Below are 22,210 nucleotides of genomic sequence, written 5' to 3' on the forward strand. Positions count from 1 at the left end.
CGACCCGCGCCAGCCCGTCAGGCCGATCCGACCTCACCGGTCGCGGGACGCGTCCGCCTGCGCAGCAGCGCCCCGACCAGGAGCACCATCGTCAGCACGACAGCGAGCGTCCCGCTCGCCCCGGTCCCAACGGCGACCGCCTCGACGACTGCCGGCATGGCCGCGGCCCGGACCACCCAGCCGTCGAACGAGCCCGCGACGGCGTGCACCGCCACGATGGGCGGCAGCCCCGCGTCGCCCGCCACCCACGACAGGTCGCCACCGACGGCAACGGCGAGGACCGGCCCTGTGCTGGTGGTGTCGGTGGCTCCGGGGGACCGGACGGCTCCCTGCCACGTGGCACCCCCGACCCCGGAACCTGCCGTCCAGGTCGCGTCCGTGGCCGTCGTGGCCACGACCGTCGCCACCTCGCCGGCCCGGTCCTGGCGTTCGCGCGACTTGGGCATCACACGCAGGTCGCGCGCCGCCATGCCCGCCGTCACGCCCCCAGCGAAGGAGCCCTGCACGGACATGCTGCTCGTCGCCGCAAGCGCATCGACTGACTCGCGTGTCGCGGAGAGCCCGGCCAGACCTGCAGCCGTCCCGAGGGTCGTCCCCGACGTCGACGAGTCGACGGCCGGGGGGGCTACCGACGCCGCGTCGAGGACCCAGCGCACGCCGGGTGCCAACACGGCGGCCATCACGCCACCATCCTGGTGGTCGAGCCCCAGGACGTGGCCCAGTTCGTGCAGGAGCACGGTCAGGAGGTCCACGGACCCCTCGACCACGGGGCCGTCACCGACGTGCCAACCCCACCCGGCGGCGTTGGTGTCCAGCTCGATGGTCGCGCCGTCGGCCAACCCCAGCGAGGCGCCGTCGAGGTCCCGGAGCACCACGGACAGCCCCTCCAGCACCGCCACGTCGACCCCCGCAGACCGCCAGGTGGCAACGGCGGCGGCGACCAGACGATCCAGGTCGTCCGACGAGAGGGTCGTCGTCACGGGGTCCGCGGCGGCAGCGGTGGTGGCCAGGCCCTTCTTGCCACCCTTGTTGCCGGGCTGCGGGTCGTCCGGCGAGCCCTTCTGGTCGCCCCAGGCGGCATCCTGCTGCAGCACCATGCCCAGTTCGCCGAACGGCTCGCCGTTGCGACCACCGGTGCACAGGGTGTTGCCGGCGCAGCGGGTGATGTCGGCGCCCGCGGCCGTGCCGAGGGCGAGCAGGAACGCCTCGATGTGGGGCGCCGGACTCCGCGTCACCGGACCGCGACCGAAGGGGTTGTAGGGGACCCAGTAGCTGTTGAACTCGCCACTCCAGTCGAACATCCGGTCGTCTTCCGAATTGCCGATCAGGATGTCACGACCTGCGCCGCCGTAGCTGACGTCTGCGTAGCTCGTCGACGGGTCCGGGGTGTCCACGACGTCGTTGGCGCCGCCGTTGGTGGTCTTGTCGTCGTCGCCGTCGTGCAGGTCGTCGCCCCAGCCACCGAACATCCAGTCTGCGCCGGTGCCACCGACCAGCCAGTCGAACCCGCCGTCGCCGAACAGGCGGTCGTCGCCGTCGCCGCCGCCGGCCACGTTCTCCGGCACCACGTCGCCCAGGAACCAGACGGTCCCGCCGCCGGCCGCCTCGACCTCGATGCGGGCGAGCGGGTCGTTCTCGTCGTACCAGCGGAACTCGCCCGGCCGGAAGCCGTGCTGGAGGACGTCGCGGCAGCCACCGCACGCGGCGTCGTACTGGTCCGGGCCGTACACCGCGTCCAGGAAGGCGAACGGGTCGTCGAAGTAGTCGGCCCCGCCGTACACCTGGTCGGGAGCCTCGGCGCCGGACAGGAAGTCGTCACCCTCGTTGGCGTGGACGAAGTCGTTGCCCCAACCGCCGTACAGGATGTCGTTGGCGCCCATCCGGAAGGTCGTGAAGGTCGCGCCGGTGATCGCGATGTCCAGTTCCACCGTCTTGCGGAGACGTCCGGTCGCGTAGATCGTCGTGTCGAGCTTGTCCCCGCTGGGGGCGATCTCGTCCTCGGTCGTGGCGGGGCGTCCGTGCAGTGGCTCGGCCGTGCCATTGCGTGCGGTCAGGACGTACCCCTCGTCGCCGATGATCCCGTCGGTGCCGGCGCCACCGGAGATCCAGTCGCCGCCCTCGCCGCCGTAGAGGTCGTCGTCGTGGGCGTCGCCGTACAGGACGTCGTCGCCGGTCATGCCGTGGACGACGTCGTCGCCCGACTCGCCGTGGATGGTGTCGGCGGCACCGATGTTGGTCCCGGTGCCGACCACCCAGGTCGCGGTGGCCGGGTCGGCCGGGTCCGCCACGAACCAGTAGCCGGCCCCCCCGATGGGCGTGTAGTCCAGCTTCACGGCGACCGTGGGGATCACGTCGGCCACGTAGGTGAAGGTGGCGAAGCCCCCTGCGGCCGTGACGATCCGGAACACGTTGCCGTTGTCACCCACGATCGTGTCGGCGTCCCGGCCGTTGTCCAGGCCCGCGGCCGTGTCGTTGCGGGTCGCGTGGTCGCCGTTGCCACCGAAGATCGTGTCGCTGCCGTCCGGGCGCATGGCGCGGGTGACCAGGCCGAACAGGTCGCTGCTGCCACCGATGATCGAGTCCCGTCCCAGGCCGCCATGGACGACGTCGTCGCCACCGTTGCCCTCGACGTGGTCGTCGCCGTCGGTGCTCGGGTCGGTGGCCGCCACGATGGTCCACGGGCCCCCCGCGAGCGTGAGCAGCACCCCGTCGCCGTGCAGCACGTCGTCGCCGAGCTGGCCGAACACCAGGTCGTGGCCCGCCCCACCGGCCGCCATGTCGTCACCCCAGCGGGTCGCGTCGCCGGCCTGGATCGTGGCGTCGTGGTCGAGCAGCGTGATGGTCCACCGCCAGGTGCCGAGCGGGTCCACCCGGTGGGTGGTGGTGACCCCGCCGGCCAGCGTCGTGCCGGCCAGGGTGCGGATGGTCGGGGCGGCGCCACCGAGGTTGCGGGTCAGGATCCCGCGGTCGCCCAGCACCACGTCACGGCCGGCTTGGCCATCGAGCGCGTCACCGTCGACCCCACCGAGCAGGACGTCGTCACCGGCGCCACCACGCACGACGTCGGCCCGGTCACGCTCGGTCCAGGCAGCCTGCGGGTACAGCGTGTACAGCACGTCGATGGTCTCGAACACGCCGTCGTCGGCGTAGGTGTCGGCATCCGCCAGGGTGCTACCACCGGCAACCACTGCCGCCGGCAGGTCGACCGGTGCACCGCCCAGCACCACGTCGTACACGGCGCCCAGCCCGTCGGTGGCCACGTCGCGGTACAGGACCACGCGCCCGTCGTCGCCGAACAGCACGTCGTCGTTGCTGCCACCCTGCAGATCGTCCCGGCCGTCCTCGCCGAACATGATCAGTTCGAGCGAGGCGTCGGTTCCGTCGACGGTGTCGTCACCGTCGTCGCCGTACACCACCAATCGCGCCTCGGCGACGTCGGGGGCGTCCACCATGATGGTGTCGTCGCCGTCGTTGCCGTACACGGTCGTGATCAGCACCTGCAGGGGGGAGTCGTCGATCGCGCCACCGAGCACGGACTCGACTGTGCCGACGTCGGCGCCGGTGCCGAGGTGGACCGTGATGCCGCGGCCGAACATGCCGACGTCGGCGCCCCGGGTCCAGAACCCCTGGCCGGAGACGTCGCCACCTGTCGTGCCGTAGGTGATGGTCCCGTCGGCCAGCCCCGCGATCGTGTCGGCGCTGATCGTGAAGCCGGTGTCGGCAACGGCGCTCTGGTGGTCGGACACGGCCAGCGTGTTGGAGCCGGTGCCGACCTCGATGACCAGGTCGCCGTCGACCTCGTCGAGCGTGCCGACGTAGGTCCGGTCGTCGTAGTTGACCGTGCCGTGCAGGGTGCGCTCGTGCAGTTCCTCGAGGTCCTCGGCCGGGTCGGAGCCGATCGCGCCCTCGAAGCCCTCCACCTCGTCACCGGTGACCTGCGTGTCGCCCTGGTCTGCGTAGCTGGCGGCGGCGTCCGAGACGTACACCACGTCGTCGCCCGGACCGGTGTCCAGCAGCGTTGTCGTGGCCAGCGTGCCGCGGACGTTGAACCGGTCGTGGCCGTCGCCCAGGCGGATGTCGAGCGTCTCGAGGGTGTCGTAGGTGATGCCGTCGGTGCGCAGCAGGTCCGTCGCGTACGTGCCGGTCGGCTGGCCCGCCGTGTGCTCGGCGACCACCTCGAACGTGACGTCCAGGCCGGCGAGCTCGCCCTGGAAACCGACCAGCAGGACGCGGATGCTGCCCGGCTCGCCGACCCGCTCGCCGGACTCCCACACGTACACGCTGTTCGCGCAGCGGCTGTCACGCTCGCCGGTGGTCCCCAGCCGGCCGCAGCCCGTCTTGAGGTAGCGGTCGTCGTCGATCGAACCGTCCGGCAGCACCCACTGGCGGTTGAGATCCTCGTCCAGCGCCAGCGTGCCGTCCTCGTTGACGATGTAGCCGTCCGCCGGCAGCGGCTCGAGGTACGGGAACAGCGCCTGCTGGATCAACCCGGCCAAGAGGTATCCGTCCAGCCCGTCGACGACCGTGGCGCCGTCGTACGAGCGGTAGTCGCCGTACGGCGTCTGGCCGATCGCCACGAGTGCCGCGATGGCCGCGTCCGTGATGTCGACCCACTGGTCGATGTCCACGCCCGGGTCGTCGACGTCCAGGGTGCCCGCGGCCCGGAAGGCCTGGATCCGGATGCGGAAGCCGGTGACGTCGGCGGACAACTCCAGCGAGAACAGGTCGTCGACGGTGGTGGACACCATGTCGAAGCCGACCAGGCTCGTCTGGGTCAGCGTCCCCGTGTCGTCGTCGCCAGCACCGCTGCGATCGTCGCCGCTGTCGTCGACCACGACGGTGTCGTCGCCACCCTCGCCCGAGACGAGCAGCTGCGCGTCGATGGACTCCAGCGTGCCGGCGTCATCGGTGACGGTCACGGTGTCGTCGCCGGCGCCACCGAGGATGCGGGTGTGGCCCAGGATCTCGCGGACGGTGACGACGTCGTCGCCGTCGTGGCCGCGGATGGTGGTGGTGCCGACGTGGGTCGTGACGACCTCGACGGTGTCCACGCCCGAGCCGAGCAGCACGTCGAGGGCCTCGATGCCGTCGTACTCGATGCCTCGCGGGCCCATCCCCAGGCCGAGCAGGGCGTACCGGCTCACCGTCACCGACTCGTTGCCGTCGGGTGCCGCACCGATGCTGTCGAGGTAGTCGTGGAAGCCGTCGGACAGCGTCGAGGTCTGGGCGCTGGCCGTGGTCACGTCCAGCGACTGGTCCGCGACGTCGTCCTCGTCGTGCACGACCAGCGTGTCGACCGCACTCTGCTCGATCACGTCGTAGGACGAGTTGGGCGTGATCCGCAGGTCGGGGCTCGACTCGCCGGGCAGCATCACCGGGGTGAAGTTGGCGAGCGGGTAGCCGAAGGTGGACGGTCCGCCGTCGACGTACAGCGCGCCCTGAATGCGGTTCACGCGGGCCGGCGCCTCGGCGGTGGCCTGCAGGATGCGACCGTCGACGACGTCGTCCTGGACGGCCCGCAGCTGCACCTCGAACCCGGTGGCGAGGTTCGCGACGGTGAAGACGAGTTCGTGCGACAGCGCCCACGCGGACCACACACCGCCACCGACCGGGCGGAACCGCAGTTCGACCTGGACCGCCTCCCGCGTGATCCGGTCCGTGCCGTCGTCGACCTGGGTCAGCGTCGGGATCGACCGGGCAGTGACGGTCACGGTCTCGCCGGCGGCAAGGGTGCCGCTCAGCCGGATGGTGTAGGAGTCGAGGACCTGGGCGCTGCTGTCGGAGTCGGTGGTGACGGGCCCGTCGGTGTCCTCGTCGACGCCCTCGGTCACGACGGTCGCGCCGTCGGACTCCTCGATGATCACCTGGACGTCGTCGGGGTGGGTGTCGTCGTCGATCGTGCCCACGACCAGCACGCCGACCTCGCCGCCGGCCACGAGGTGGCGGATGGTCGAGAACCGGAAGCCCTCGACGATGTCGTCGTCGACGGCGGTGACGACAATGGTGACGACCTCGCCCGGCGTCAGCGCGACGGTCACGTCGTCACACTGCATCGCGCCGCCGTCCACGGCGACGCAGATGCCGGCGGGCAGGTCGATCGTGACCTCGACCTCGGTCGTGCCCGTGCCGGTCAGCCCCAATTGGTAGCTGTCGATGGTCGTGCCGTCCTCGCTGACGGTCGTGCCGACGCCGGACTCGACCGCGACGACCTCCTCGACGTCGTCGTCGAGCATGCGCACGAACAGGTCGTTGAGCACGACCGCGTCGTACTCGCCGACGCCGCGGACCTCCCACGTGTCCAGCGCCGCAGGGGCGATGCCGTCGTCGAAGCCCCCCACGACCGTGATCGACCCGGCCGTGTTCGACGCGATCTCGTAGAGCTCCTCGTCGCCCCCGGCGCGGCGCAGCACGAGCGTGAGCCCGGACAGGTCGCGGACGACACCGTCGAGCAGGAACGCCGAGGTGTCCACCGTGAGCAGGGTCGTGGCCGTGGAGCCGGCCGCCACCACACCGTCCAGGTAGCCCTCGACGGTGTGGCGCACCGCCGTGGTGCGGTCACCCTCCCGGCCGGTGTCGATCACGGCACGCACGTGGATCGTCTGGGCGAGCCACCAGTTGGTCTCGTCGAAGACCAGGACGATGCCACGCGTGTCCCACGTGCCGTCCGCACCGGTCAGCGACAGCTCGACGTTGAACTCCGGGCCGAAGGCGCTGTTGATCTGGTCGTTGGTGAGGATCGCCGTGAGGGCGTCGATCCGGACCTTGCTGTCCGGACGCTTCGTCAGGCGGACCTGGTAGGTGTCGGTCAGCCAGGCGACGAAGTCGTCGGTCGAGCCGCTGGCGCGCTCGGTGACGACCGTCGAGCCGTCCGATTCGATCAGCAGGACGGCCGCCTCGTCGTCGTCGACGACCTCGGCCGCGACGCCGTCGATGGTCGTGCCCGCACCGATGCCCTCCTCGATCTCGTGCACGACGAGCGCGCTGTGGCCGACGAGGTCGTCCGCGGGGACGTACACCGGCGCGTAGGTCGTGCTGCCGTCCTCGCCGATGACGGTGGGCACCAGGTTGGACGCCACCTCGATCGTGTCACTGCCCAGCCCGCCGTAGACCTCGACGGCGACGGCCGCGTCGGTGGACAGGACGTGGATCCGGTCATTGCCCTCAACGGCGTCGACGGCCAGCAGTTCGATCGCGGCGAAGTCGATGAAGCGGCCACCGCCGTAGACCCCATCGGCGGTGACCACGAACACGTCGTCGGCCTCGGTGCCGATGATGTAGAGGCGGTCGTAGCCGTCGCCACCGTTGACGTTGACCGGGGCGTTCATCGCGTAGGAGATCGTGTCCGCGCCCGCGCCGGCGACCAGTTGGGTCTCGGAGTCCTCCTCGATGAAGGTGCGGATGACGAACGTGTCGTCCCCGTCCTCGCCGTTGAGGGTCAGCACGGCCCGGTTGCGGAACACCAGCATCAGGTCGTTGCCGGCGCCACCGTTGACGGTCGTGGACTCCGAGATGCCGTTGGACAGCATCCCCTGGGTCGTGTCCAGCAGGAACGGCGGGACGAACTGCGGGTCGAAGCAGGCGTCGCTGCCCGGACCCTCCGGGATGCCGGTGTCGAAGCCGTCCAGGCAGGCCTCGCCGAACAGCTGGCCGACCTGGACCGAGTCGTCGCCATCTCCCAGGTCGATGGTCGTGGCCACGGTCGTGTCGTCGAGGGCCACGCTGTCGTCGCCCGACAGCGTGCGGACGACCAGGTTCTCGATGCCGTCTCCGTAGAAGACGAACTCGGCGCTGGCCCACCCGGTCTCCACGTCGACGAAGCCGTTGAGCAGGGCGACGAGCTCGGCCCGCAGGAGGAACTGATCGTCGCCCCCCTCCCCGAGGTCGTCGGCGTCGGTTCCCTGGACCACCAGGTCGTCGATGCCGCTGCTGCCGCTGTCGTCGACGGTGACGAACGACTCGTCGGTGCTGGACAGCTGGACGAAGAACGTGTCGCTGTCGTTGCCACCGTTGAGGGTCAGGTCGGCGTCGATGTCGTTGGTGTCGGGCGTGCCGGCGAACAGGTTGACCTGCAGCGAGTCGTTGCCGGTCCCGCCGAACACCTCGGTGGCGTGGTCGATCGTCTCGACGTCCAGCACGTCGTTGCCGGCCCAGCCGTTGATCGTGGTGACCGCGCCGGTGCTGGCGAGCTCGACGTGGTCGGTGTCGCTGCCGAGGTTGACCTCGAGCGTCTCGACGCCGGTGTACGCGATCCGCCCGGTGGAGCCGTCGACGACCCGGTCGGCGATGGCGACGGCGGCGTCCAGCGGCACCAGGCCGGAGGTGTCGACCGTGATCGCACCCAGGTCGTGGCCGGCCGCGCCGCCGAGCGCCCCGGTGAACGTGATCCGGAAGGTCGTGCCGTCCAGGCGGATCAGGCTGGTGCGCGACACGAGCACCTCGCCCGGGCTCGCCCCGAGCGCGGCGACGATCGCGGCGGCGACCTCGGCGCCGGTGGCGTTGAGTGCGAACGTGGCGTCGTTGCCGTCGATCGTCAGCACGACGTCGCCGTAGGATCCGTGCTCGATCGTGAGGACGCTGACGCGGTCCGACGCGGTGTTGTTGGCGTCGATCGTGGCACCCAGGCCCTCGACCGTCGACGCGGTCACCGTGCCGACCTGCTCGGTCGCCGTGGCCTGGTCGTTGACGGTCAGGTCGTCGTCTCCGGTGCCCATGTCGACGTCGAGGAGGCCGACGACGTCGTCGATGGTCTGGTCGCTGCCGCCGACGTCGACCGTGTCGTTGCCGGCGCGGGTCCACAGGCCGGTCTCGCCGGCATGCGTCGAGTGGACGACGAACGTGTCGTTGCCCGTGCCCAGCCGGATGTTCAGGTATTCCAGCCCGGCGTAGGTGATGCCGTCGGCGCCCATGCCGAGGCCGGTCAGCAGGGTGCTGGTCAGCTCACCGGTGTTGTCGGCGCCGTCAGCCCAGTCGGACACGTTGACCGTGTCGCCGGCGCCCGCACCGCTGCCACCCTGCCCGTCGATGGTCAGTGCCCCGAGGATGGTGTTGACGGTGCCGCCGGTCGGGCTCCCGGTGCTGGACACGTCCACGACGTCGTCGCCACCGCCCAGCAACAGCGTGGTGTCGGTCTCGCTGTCGGCGTCGGTGTTGCCCGGGCCGTTGGTGCTGGTGACGTCGACGAGGTCGATCCCATCGCCGAGCGCGACCTGGAGGTGCTCGACGTCGCGGTAGGTCACGCCGCCGGCCATGCCGAACCCGGTGATGGTGGAGCGCGTGATCGTGCCGGCGGTGCCACCACCGTTGCCGGTGTCGTCCAGCCACAACCGGTCGCTGGCCTGCGGCGCGTCACCGTCGATGGTGACGACTCCGTCGATGTTCGCGATCGTCCCGCCGGTGGCGATCGCCCCGCCGTCGTCGGCGACCGACAGGCTGCCGAGCTCGACGTCGTCGTCGCCGGCCTCGCCGTGGATGGTCACGGTCGACCCGGTCGGCGCGCTCTGCAGCGCAAGGTCGTCCGCGCCGGCGCCCAGGTCGATGGTCGTCACGCCGCCGTGGACGGACACCACGGTCAGGCGGTCGTCGCCGCTGCCCAGGTCGAGGTTGAGCGTTTCCAGGGCCAGGTACGTGATGTCGCCGTTGCTGTAGCCGGTGAACGTGTCGTTGGTGAGGGAGCCGGTGTCACCGGTGGTGTCGGCCCGGTCGCTGATCGTGGCGAGGTCCGACGTGCCGGTCCCGCCATCGAGGACCAGGTCGGCGTCGATGTCCACCAGCGAGCCGGCGTTCGTGCCGGCGTCGGACGACACGTTGAAGATGTCGTTGCCACCACGCGCCTCGATGGTGGTGACGCCCGACGTGCCCTGCACGTCGATCGTGTCGCCGCCGCTGCCCAGCCGGACGTCGATCGTGGCGAAGCCGGTGTAGGCGATGCCGTCCGGGTGCAGGTCGAGGCCGTCGAGCAGCGTCTTCGTGACCAGCAGGGTGTCGCCGCTGGTGTCGCTGGTGTCGTCGACGTCCAGCGAGTCCGTGCCGGTGCCGCCGTCCAGGTCCAGCGGGGCGTCGATCGTCGACACGACGCCGCTGGGGTTGGAGCAGGTCCCGGCAATGGCGTCGCACGTGGCGGCGCTGCCCACCACGACCTCGTCGGCACCGGCCCCGAGGTCGATGGTCAGGTCCGTGAGCAGGCTGGTGACGGCGATGTCGTCGGCGCCACCCAGGGTGTTGATCGTCACGGTGTCGTGGTCGGGGGTCGCGGCGGCCACCACCAGGCCGGTGTTGGCCACGACGAACGTGATGTGGCCGATCCATTCCGCGCGCAGGGTCGGGACGTCGGCGGGCGTCGCGACCTCGACCTCGAACACGCCGTCGCCCTGGGACAGCGTGGGCGGGGCCGCCTCCATGGCTCCGGACACCAGCACGGTGTCGTCGGTGCCCAGCAGGTTCAGCGTGACCGTGTCCTCGCTGATCGTCTCGGGGACGATCTCCTCGCCCACCGTGGGACAGTCGGCCTCCGTCTCGCCCGCGCCCAGCGACGCGATGCACTCGTCCCGGTCGGCCTGCGTGGCGAGCACCTGGGCCTGGTACGGCGCCGAGGAGATGACGAGGTCCTGGAGGCCCACGCTGTCGACGGCACCGGTCAGGGTCAGGTCGTCACTGCCCTGCAGACGCAGCAACAGGTACTCGAGCCCGGTGAGCACCAGCGGCGTCGCGCCGTCGTAGGACAGCTCGAGGTCGTCGTCGGACGTGTCCGTCGTGCCCTGGTCGTTGAGCGACAGGACGATCGTCTCGCTGGTCAGGGCCCCCACGACCTCCAGGCTGTCGTAGCCCAGGCCCGGGTCGAGGGTTTCGCCGGCCAGTTGCGAGCCGTAGCCGAAGAAGACGTCGTCGCCGTCGCCACCGATCATCGTGTCGACGCCACCCTGCCCGTCCAGGAAGTCGTCGTCGTTGCAGTCCGCGGTGCAGCCGTCGGCGGTGCCCCCGACCAGCGTGTCGTTGGCCGAGCCACCGATCAGGATGTCGTTGCCGGCCTCGCCGTACAGGGTGGCCGCCCCGGACCCGCTGGCCGCCAACCGGTCGTCGCCCGTGCCGCCGTGTGCCAGCACCGGGGCCGTCACGTCGGGGTAGACGACCAGCGAGTCGTTGCCCTCACCGAAGCGGCCCTCGATGTCGGTCACGGCGCTCGCCAGGTGGGCCTCGGTCCGGCCGAACGCGGACACGACGTAGTGGTCGACGCAGGGCAGCGGGCCATCCAGGTCCGGGTCGATGCACCGCAGGAAGACCTCGTACTCCTCGTCGGTGGCGTTCGGCGAGACGGTGCGACGGTTCCCGCGGTCACCAACGTTCAGCAGCAGGGTGCCGTCCGGCTGCAGCTCGGCGAGGTTGGGTGGTGGGATGTCGGCGTTGATCAGCCTGTCGGGCAGCGTGAACGTGGCGATGGTCACGGTCTTGGTGACGTCGCCGAACAGGGTCTCGACGGTGAACCGTGCCTTGACCTTGACGGAGGAGCCCAGCGCGCCGCTGACCGACACCTCGACCTCGACCCCCGCCAGGGTGATGCCGAGGATCTTGACCTTGACGCTGCCCTCGACCGAGGCCAGGAAGGTCCGGCCGCCGTCGGGCAGGGACCCGTCCACCTGGGGCTGGCCCAGCGCCTGCAGGTCGGCGAGCAGGGCCGCCGGCAACGGCTCCATGACCTGGTTGTCGCGGTCGTAGTAGTTCGACAGGTCGTCGCGGCAGGTCTTGGAGGTGTCGCCACCCGAGCGCAGGCAGTACGACGCGTGCGCGGTGAGGCGACCCTCGATGCCGGTCCCGGCGATGGTCAGGTCGACGCGCCCGGTCAGGGTGAACTTGAAGCTGCCCCAGGACGCGATGAACCCGGAGGCCGACAGCTCGAGCGGTCCGAAGTCGGCGGACAGGCTGGCCCCGACGTACCACTGGTCCTCGCCGAGCTCGCCCCCGACGTAGATGACCACCGAGCCCGACATCTCGATGACCGACAGCACGTCGACGGAGCCGGACGTGGCCAGGATGAATGTTTCGTGGCCCGCGCGGGTGTCGATGGTGAGCGTGCCGCCGAGGTCGAGCGTGAACACCGACAGCAGGTCGGCGTCGATGTCGATCTGGGCCGACAACTGCAGGCCCTCGGACGAGATCGACGCCACCGCCCGGGCGTCGACCGACAGCCCCACGGTCTCGGACACGCCCAGCATGAACTCAACGGCCAGCACCAGCTCGAAACGATCGCCACTGACCGCCACCGCACCCAGGCCGGTGGCCGTCGCGAAGCCCGCGATGTTGATGTCGCCGGCGAGCACGACCACCACGTAGGCCCCGCAGGCGTCTTCGTCGGTCCCGCCGCAGGCCGTCCAGGTGATGTCGCCGTCGTCGTAGCCGTCCTGGCGCAGCAGGGCTCCGATGGTGCCTTCGTCGGCACCGATGCGACCGTCGACGGTCGAGGTGATGCGGGGCGCCCGAGCGTCGATCCGGTAGCAGGCGGGCTCGGCGTCGGAGGGGTCCCCCTCGCACACCACGAGGCTGGCGAGGACCGAGGCGACGAGGCTGTCGGCGCCGGCGATGGAGCAGTCCGGGTTGTCATCGGTGGAGCAGTCGGCCGTGCTGCCCACGCCGTTCATGTACTCCAGGAGCCGGTCCGGCAGGCGCATTTCCTGGTCGAACCCGGTGGAGTTGAAGATGAGTCGGGCATCAACGGTGAGTTCCAGGAGGGGAACGTCGAGCGAGAGGTTGATGCCGAAGTCTGCGGCGACGCCTTGCGAGTTGAGGATGATGACCCCGACCGCACCGATCTGCACGAGCGGGTCGGACGAACCGATGTCGGGCCCGATGGTCATCTCGCCGAGTGCGAACAGCCGCAGTTCTTCGTTGCCGGCGTCGAAGTCGAGCCCGAGGGCGAACAGTCCGTCGATGCGCGCCAGGTCATGGATCTGCAGGAACCCGGCCGCCTCGATGCTCAGGAAGGTCCGGTCGAAGGCCAGGATCATCGGGTCCGAGCCCGTGTCGACGGCCAGGCCGGCCTGCTCCACGCCCCCGGCGTCCTCGTAGGTGAAGCTGCTGAGGAAGTTGATGCCGGACATGCTGGCACCACCGGAGGTCAGAGCGAAGCCCAGGTTGAGCTGCAGGCCGAGCGTCCCGGACGCGGTCAACCCGGGGATCCCGACGACCTCCAGCGCACCCAGGTCGACCTCGGCGGCCAGGAACACGCCGGCGTCCGCCGTGCTGATCCCGACCCCGACGAACAGCGCGAAGTCCAGGTTCGACAGCGCGAAGCCGATGGCGTCGGGGTTGGTCACCAGCTGGCAGTCGTCGTTGGACGCGGCTGCGGTGACGCCGTCCGTGGGGTCGTCGTCGGCGGAGCAGTCGGTCCCGGCCGGGGCGTCGTCGGTTGGCTCGAACACCAGGTCGTTGGTCGCGACGTCGTCGACCGTGGTCCAGTGCGGCCCGCCGATGCCGACGAACGCGTACAGGTCGAGACCTGCCAGGGTCATCGTGACCAGGTCGCTGACGCTGGAGCCGTCGACCAGGGTGACGTCGCCGCCGGGTCCGAGGTTGAAGGCCAGCGACCCGCGCACGACCATGATCCCGAAGATGTCCAGGGTCACGAGCCGGACGGCGGCACGGACCTTCACCCCGTCGTAGAGCAGCAGCTCGACGACGTCCTCGCCGTCGTCGTCCAGCGCCCCGGTGCGGATCGCGAACGGCTGGCAGGTCTCGGTGACGACCACGACGTCGGCACCGAGGTCACTCGCCGTGCACCCGCTGTCCGTCGCGTACTGCTCCCAGTCGATGACCGGCAGGACCGGGACGAAACTCAGCAGCGGGGTCGCGATGTTCACCTCGACCTGGATGCCCCGGAGGCTGGCGGTGATGCCCTCGCCAACGTCGGAGAGACCGACCAGCTCGGCCACGTCGACGCTCGCACGCAGCGTGATGTAGCGGATGGGGTCGGCCACGAACGTCGGCGTGCCGATCGCCAGGGCCACGTCGAGGTCGCTGACCGCGATCCCGACGGCCTCGACGTTGGCGACGAACCGGCAGTCGGGGTTCTCCTCGTTGGCCGAGACGCCGTCGTCGGGGTCGTCGTCGGCCGAGCAGTCCGCCCCCGTGCCCTCCCGCGCCTCGAAGGCGATGTCGGTGGTCAGGTCGTCGGGGTCGACCGTGGTCCAGTGGGGGCCGCCCACGCCGATGAAGGCGTAGACGTCGGCCAACCCCAGGGTGAAGAAGCTGACCTGCTTGCGTCGGACGCCGTCGTCGCCCTCGTCGCCCAGGATCACGTCCAGCAGATCGCCGGCGAAGCCGAGCGTGTCGAGCGCCGCCTCGAGCACGTCCTCGGCCACCACCGGCACCACCGGCACCGTGTAGGCCGGGCCGAGCTCGAAGTAGCCCGACCCGCGCAGGTGCACGAACTCGGCGATGCCCACGACCAGCAGTTCGGCGCCACCCCCGATGCGCTGGTTGCCGTCGAAGGTCAACCACACCGGGGCGCCACCGGTGACCACGTCGTAGCCGGCCGGGTCGTCCACGATCCCGTCGCCGTTGCGATCCGACTCGTCGACGTCGGCGGTGCCCGCGTCGTCGTCGACCGCCGGCCAGCTCAGGGCGAAGTCGATCACCGGGGTGCCGATGAGGGCGCTCGCCCCGCCGGGCCAGCCGGTCGAGTTGTTGACCTCCACGCGTACCTGCTTGGCAGCCAGGGTGATGCCCGGCACGCCGACCAGCTCCAGCAGGTCGGCGTCAGCCGACAGGGCGTAGAAGCGGGGGAGCTGGCCGTCGATGGCCGACAGGGCATCGAGTCCGGTGCCCGTCGGCGTGAAGATGGCGAAGCCGAAGTCGATGCCGGTCCCGTAGAAGCCGACCGAGTCGGCCGCCTCCACCTCGGCCCGGGTCAGGTCGAGGTCGTCACCGGCGTCCAGTCCCCCGGGCGCCACCCCGAGGAACAGCGTGACGTCGGTTGCGCCGAACTCGAGTGACGTGACCTCCACGTTGTGCAGGTACTGCAGGTCGTCGGAGATCGCAGTCCCGTCGTCGGGCACCACGCGCAGGCACGGGTCCTCCGTGATCGGGTCGCACACGTCCCCGTCCTCGGTGCCGTCGTCGGTGTAGCTCGGCGTGGTGCCCAGGGCATCGAGCAGGTCACCGAAGACGTCGCCCGCCAGCGTGGCCACGTCGGCCGGGAAGCCGGTCGCGACCTGGACGATGTGGGCGGGACCCATCTCGAAGCCGAACGTCCCGCTCAGCCACACGAAGTCGCCCAGCTGCAGCAGCCCCCGACCGATGGTCAGGCCGATGCGCTCGTTGCCGTCGAAGTCGATCCACACCGGGTCGTTGCCCTCGCCGGTGGCCACGGCGTAGCCCATCGGGTCGCCACCGACGCCATCGCCGTTGGTGTCGGACTCGTCGTCGGGCGTGGTCGGGTCGTCGGTCATCGCCGGGAACGTGGTCGCCCAGTCGACCACTGGCGGCCCCAGGCCACCGGGCCAGGACTCCGCGGTGTTCATGTACACGTCGACGTCGGTGAAGGTCGCGGTGATCCCCGGCACGCCCACCAGCGACACCTCGTCGACGTGGAACTTCAGCGCCTGGAACGTCGGGATCCAGTCCAGCCCGGTGAAGGACGCCAGGGCCGGGGTCATGACGACGAAGCCCATCTGGGCCCCCGTGGCGAACAGGCCGATGGCATCCTCGCCGAGCTCGTCCCGGTCGACCATCCCGTTGCAGTCGATGTCGGCCGCGAGGTACAGCGAGCCGTCGCAGTCCTCGCCGTCGTCGCCGGTGCGGCGGACCAGCGTGGCGGCGATCCCGGAGTTCACCCCCAGGAACAGGCTGCCGTTGGTGATCCCGCCCCGCAGGATCTTGACCAGCAGGTCGGTGATGGTCGCGTAGTCGTCGCTGATCGCGGTGCCGCCGCCGACCAGGTCGAGGAAGTCGTCGATCACGTCCTTGGCCGCGTCGACCAGGCCCTGTGCCGCGGCTCCGAGCGACCCCGGGGCGTCCGCGGCGGCCTGGATCAGGTCGATGAGGTTGGTGGGCAGGCCCGTGGCCACGGTCACCCTGGTGGACTCGCCCTCCTGGAAGGCGAACCCGCCGGTGATGGTGGCCACGCCGGAGATGGTGGCCAGCGCACGGGTGGCCGAGATGCCGAACTGGGTGCCCTTGCGGGTGAGGTGGACGGGTTCGTTGCCGAAGCCCTCCGTCCCGGTGTCGACCCGGAAGCCTGCCGGCGTCGCCTCGTCCACCGTGGTGGTCGAGGGGTCGTCGGCGACCTCGGGGTACGAGGACGTGAAGTCGATCGTGGCCGGGCCCTGGCCGAAGCCCCAGCTCTCGCCGCCGTAGGCATTGACCGTGGCGCCGACGAGCGCGCCGGTGAACAGCCCGCCACCGAGCAACGCGGCCTCCTCGACGAATGCCTCGAAGCCGTACATCGAGTCGGGGAACAGGTCCCCGATGGCCGGGAGCGAGCCGAGGGTGGGCTCGAAGATGCCCAGCCCGAAGCTGACCCCCGTCGCGTGCAGGCCGATGGCATCGTCGCCGAGCTCGTCGACCTGGATCAGGTCGTCACCCGTGTCGGTCCACGCGCCGTTGAACCCGGCCCACAGCGAGATGTCGGAGCCACCCACCTGCAGGGTCGCGGCCTCGGCGTTCAGGAGGTACTTGAAGTCGGGGGTGAACGCGAGCCGACCGTCGGCCTCGGCCTTGCAGGCCGCGAGGTCGGTGGGGTCGCACGTCAGGACCGGCAGCAGCTCGAGCCAGTCCTCGAACTCGTCGTAGAGCCCGGTCCCGGCCAGGGCGTCCTGCACGAGCGTCACGCCGGCATCGCGGAAGGCCTCGAACGTGGCCGGCAGTTCGCTGCCGAACAGTGCCATCAGCCCGATCCGGAACTCGGTGCTGAAGCCGGTCGCGACGTCCACCAACGTCGTCGGCCCCTTCTCGAAGAACACCGAGCCGGCGATCTGGAGGTACTCCCCCAGCCGCAGGGTGGCGTTGCCGACCGACACGCGGATGCGCTGGTTGCCGTCGTAGTCGAGCAGGACGGTGGACCCGACGTCGTTGCCCAGTTCGAAACCGGGGTCGCCCCCGTCGCCGGGGAACGACGTCGCCCAGTCGATCACCGGTGGCCCGAGGTCGCCCGGCCACGGGTCGCCGTCGTTGACCTGGATCTCGATGCCCTCGAGCGTGGCGACCACGCCGGGCACGCCCACCAGCGCGGCTTCGTCGACGGTGAACCGGATCGCCGTGAAGGTGGGGACCCAGTCCAGCCCGGCGACGTCGGCCAGGAACGGGGTCGCCACCACCATGCCGAAGTTCGCCTCGGTCACCAGGAGCCCGACCGCGTCCTCGGACAGCTCGCAGGCGTCGATGATGTTGTTGCGGGCGGTCCCCGCCGCGCAGTCGTCGCCCGCCCCGTCGTCACCTGCCAGGTACGGCAGCCCGCTCGTGGAGTCGACCAGCACCGTGCCGTCGAACCCGGGGTTGTAGCCCACGAAGATGCTGCCGTCGGTGACGCTCATCTTCATGAACGACACGCCGACGTTGCTGATCGACTTCCAGTCGTCGGCGATGTCGGTCTCGGTGTCGCCGGACAGCGCGTTGACCAACGCCTCGATCGAGTCCTTGATCTCGGTCGCGATGGCCTCGAGCTCGTCGGGCAGCTCGCCCAGGGCGTTGCCGGCCAGGGCGTCGAGCAGGTTGCTGGGCAGCCCGGTGGCGACGGTGACCGACTGGCTGCCGCCGTCCTCGAAGGTCAGCCGCCCGGTGATCGTCAGGTACTCGCCGACCGACAGCAGCACGGTGTCGGCGGAGAAGCCGGTGACCGGGTCCTCGAAGTCCAGCAGGACCGGGTCGTCGGGGTCACCGGTCCCGACGGCGAAGCCGGCCGGCGTCGACTCGTCGATCGTGTCGGTGGTGGCGTCGTCGTCGATGGCGGGGAAGCTGGTCTCGAACAGGATGTAGGGCTCGGCGTCCAGCACGGACCACGCGTCACCGCCGTTGTGGTAGGCGTCGACGCCGCCCACGGCGGCGGTGAACAGCCCGCCCCCCAGCATCTGCGCCGTGTCCAGCCCGAAGCGCATCGCCCGCATCTCGGGCAGGCCGGGCAGGGTCGGGTCGAACCACCCCATGCCGAAGCTGATCCCCTCGGCGATCAGGCCCACCGCATCCGGGCTGAGCTCGGACGCCTGGATCTCGCCGTCCTCGGTGGACGGGTCGCAGGCCGTGTCGGCGTCGTCCTCGGCGACGACGCACCCGTCCTGCCACCCGGCGTTGAACCCCAGGAAGACGCTGATGTCGGTGCCGCCGACCTGCATGGTCGAGACCTCGAGGTTGTACAGGACCCCGAAGTCGTGGCTGAAGGTCAGCACGTCGCCGACGATGTCGTCGCCGTCCTCGCCGGCGGCCAGCACGGGCACGAGGAAGGTGCCGTCGTCATCGACGATGATGTCGAGCACGTCGCCGGCCCCGACGGCGTCGAAGGCGGCCCGCAGCGTCGACAGGCCGCCGCCGTCGACGAACGCGGTCAGTGCGGCGCGCAGCTCGTCGGGCAGCCCGGTCCAGATGTCCACCCGGGTGGTCGGGCCCTTCTCGAAGGCCACCGTCCCGGCCACCTGCACCACCTCGTCGATGGTGAAGCGGGCACGGTCCACGGACGCGCCGATGCGCTGGTTGCCGTCGAAGGTGAACGCGACCGGTCCGCCGGGCGTGTCCACCACGTAGCCGGCGTCGCCGTAGGTGGTCGCGAAGTCGACGACCGGCGGCCCGAGTCCTCCGGGCCACGACGTCCCGTCGTTGACCGCGATGTCGATGCCCTCGGCGGTCAGCTCCACGGCGTCCCAACCGACGAAGTCGAGGTTCTCGACGTGGCCGGCGAGCGAGGTGAACTTCAGCAGCCTGCGGTTGAGCAGGAGGTAGTCGGTGAGGCGCATCGACATCGTCAGCAGGGTCAGGTCGATCCCGTTGGCGAACAGCCCGATCGCGTCCGGGTCGAGCTCGCCCTCGTCGATCTCGCCGGAGACCCCGGTCGTGTCCGAGTCCGTCCAGGCGAAGTTCAGGCCGATGAACAGGGCGGCGTTGCTGATCGCGACCTCGAGCACCGAGACCGGCACGTTGAAGATCATCGACAGGTCGTTCGCCAGGTGCAGGTCATTCGCGTTCAGGCCGAGGTCGGCGAGCTCGTCCTGCGCGGGCAGCCCGTCGATCAGCTGGTTGGCGAAGTCGCCGACGCCCAGGTCGTCGGCGATCGTCAACAGGTTGGCCGGCAGGCCGGTCGCGACGTCGACGACCTGCAGCCCGCCACTGCGCAGGGTCACGTCCCCGCGCAGGTACACGAACCCGCCGAGGTCGATCGTGGCGGTCGTGGTCGCGCCGATGACCGGGCCGGCCGCGTCCAGGGTCAGGCCGGCCATCGAGATCGACGCGGCCGACAAGTCCAGGAAGGTGTCGTCGCCGGCCCGCGCGTTGACCTCGATCGCCAGGTCGGCCGCGTCGATCGACAGGCCCGGCCCGACGAAGTCCGGGTCGCGGAGCGTGCCCTCGAACGTGTGCCAGGCGCTGCCCAGCGTGCTGATGACCACCAGCGCGAAGGCGCCCATCGCACCGGTCGCGCCGACCGGGTTGTCCAGCACCTCCGCTCCGACGAGGCCGATGACCGGGTCGCCGGCGAGGTCGTCGCCCGTGGCACTGGACACCGACAGGACGGTCGCCGCGCCCACCGGGATGTCGGTTGCCAGGTCGGCGTCGTCACGAGCCACGAGGTCGGTGCGCGACGAGGTCACGAAGTCCAGGTCACCGCTGACCGTCACGAAGCCCGCCGCCGACACCGACAGCTCGCCGTCGCGGTCGTCGATGCTGCCGGTGATGCCGGCGCCGCTGGCGAAGTCGAAGGCGTCGTCGGCCGTGTCCGCGCCGTGCAGGTGCTGGATGTCGACGAAGTCGAAGGTCCACAGTGGCGGCCCGAGGAGGTCGAGCAGGTCCGGCGTCGGGTCGTCCTGGGTCCAGCTCCCGGCGTCGATGCCGGTGATGTCCCACTGACCCGCGATGTCGTCGTCGAGCCACAGGGTGTCGCTGCCACCACCGCCACGGATGATCACGGCGACGCCCGCGAGGGCGGCCATGACCCCGGCGTCGATGGTCAGTGCGTCGGCCCCCTCGCCCAGGTCGATGGTCAGGCTGGTCGTGGGCACGGCGAAGACATGGTCCTCGACGGTGCCACTGGTCACGTCGAGCTTGAGGCCACCGGGGTCGAGTTGGAGGGTGGCGACGTCGGCAGTGTCGGCCAGGGTCAACGTGAGCTCGTCGGTCCCGGCCACGTCGACCGGCTCGAGGCCGGCGTAGGTGAAGGTCACCCCGTCGAGTGTCACGATGCCCGATTGTGGGCCCGTGGCCGTCGAACTGGCCGAACCGACCGACCGGCGGACGTCGAGGGTGTCGAACCCGCCACTGCCGCCGTCCACGCTCCCGGTCAGCGAGCCGCCCTCGGCGATCGTGAAGGTGTCGTCGGTGTCGGCCGCCCCGACCAGGTGCTCGAAGGAGACGAAGACCACGCCGGCGACGGTGCCGCCGTCCGGTCCCGAGACCGCCCAGTCGAGGTCAGCACCTGGCCCGACCAGGGTGTCGTCGCCTCCGCCACCGTCGACGGTGACCCGGCGCGACGACGCACCGGACAGGACGAGGCGGTCGTCACCCGCCGAGCCCATGACGACCAGGTCGCGGTCCACGGGTGCGACGTCCACGCCGTCGGCGCCCACCAGGCCGACCGTGTCGCCGTCCAGGCGAAGTTCGGCGTCGAGGATGCCGTCGTCGACCGTGGCGGTCGCCACGGTCCCGTCGTCGGACCAGCGCGAGCTGGTCCCGGTCAGCGCGATCGTGGTCGGGCCGCCCGGGTCGTCGGAACCGAGGGTGAGCGTCGCGTCGTGGGTGCCGGGCGACCCGCCGGTGAAGGTGATCGTGAACTCGTGTGAGGCACCCGGGGCGAGCACACCCGGCGCGGTCGAGACGGTGAACGACCCGGTCGGGTCGTCCAGCGTCACCCCTGCCAGGTCGAGGTCGCCCGCACCGTCGTTGGTGACGACCAGCGAACCGGTGGCCGTCGCACCCGGCCGCACCCGGCCGAGATCGACCTCGGCGCGGTCGACCGACAGGGCCCCGGCGTCGTCCGCCACGGCGTCGTCGGCCGGCTCCACCGGCTCCTCGGCGGTCCCGTCCTCGCCTGTTGCTGTGCCGTCGGAATCGCCCTCGTCCGTGTCGGCCTCGTCGCCGGAGCCGTCGGTGTCGGCCTCCCCGTCGGCGGCATCGTCGGGGCCCCCGGGGGTGCCGTCGTCCGAGCCGTCGTCACCCTCCGGGGCACCGTCGTCCGTGGTGGTGCTCTCGGCGCTCGTGTCGGCGTCCTCTGACGTGGCAGCGTCGCCGTCGCCCGTCGCGCCCTCGTCGCGAGCGGCGTCATCGTCATCACCCGACGCCCCACCCGACTCCTCGACCACCTCGTCGTCTGCCGTCGAGTCGTCGCCGGTCTCCTCCGTCCCGGACGCGTCGTCTGCGGAATCCGACGTCCCGGCCGTGTCGGTCGGCGCCGGAGCCGGGACCCCGTGGACCTCGCCGACGTCCAGCGATGCCTCCATGAGGCCCGCGTCGTCGTGATCGTGTCCGGCGACGTGGCCCAGCTCGTGGCGCAGCACGGTCGCGAGGTCCATGCCATCGGCGCCCCAGCCGTGTCCGGCGGCCGTCGCATCGACCGTGATCGTGCTGCCCGACGTGGCCGCCAGTTGGTCGCCGGGCAGGTCCCCGACGGTGGCGGTCGCCCCCTCCACGGCGGCGTCGGGATCGGCCGCCTGCCAGTCGGCCCGGGCCGAGGCCAGCGCGTTCGCGAGGGTCGACGAGTCGAGTTCTGCCATGCCCTCGTCGTCGGCTGCGGCCACGGCCGCGACGACCAGGTCGGCGTCCGATGGCGGGACCACCGTGGACCAGAACACCCGTGCCCGCTCGGCCACCCCGGCCAGCTCGGCCGGGCTGGGCGCACGCAGGGTCGGAGCGTTGAATGATTCCGGCGCGGCAGCCGGGGACGCGAGCCCGATCGGTCCGAGCAGGGGCAGCACGAGCAGGCCGGCGAACAATGCCAGCATCGCCCGGTGACCCCGACTCAGCCGTTCGATGACGTCCCCAGTCCAGATGATGACCGCCGCGGCCCCCCCGGCGGTCCCCACCATGGAAG

1 protein-coding gene is annotated in these 22,210 nt (G+C 70.9%); it reads right to left on the bottom strand.

Annotated features, from left to right (window positions below; translation table 11 throughout):
- Positions 1 to 17: 17 nt before the first annotated feature.
- The gene (locus KR546_RS04740) at positions 18 to 22,121 is read right to left on the bottom strand and encodes a choice-of-anchor D domain-containing protein (RefSeq protein ID WP_238443557.1); all 22,104 of its coding nucleotides are present in this window, start codon (positions 22,119 to 22,121) and stop codon (positions 18 to 20) included.
- Positions 22,122 to 22,210: the final 89 nt, after the last annotated feature.

This window comes from Salsipaludibacter albus (assembly GCF_019798055.1).
Classification (GTDB): domain Bacteria; phylum Actinomycetota; class Nitriliruptoria; order Nitriliruptorales; family Nitriliruptoraceae; genus Salsipaludibacter; species Salsipaludibacter albus.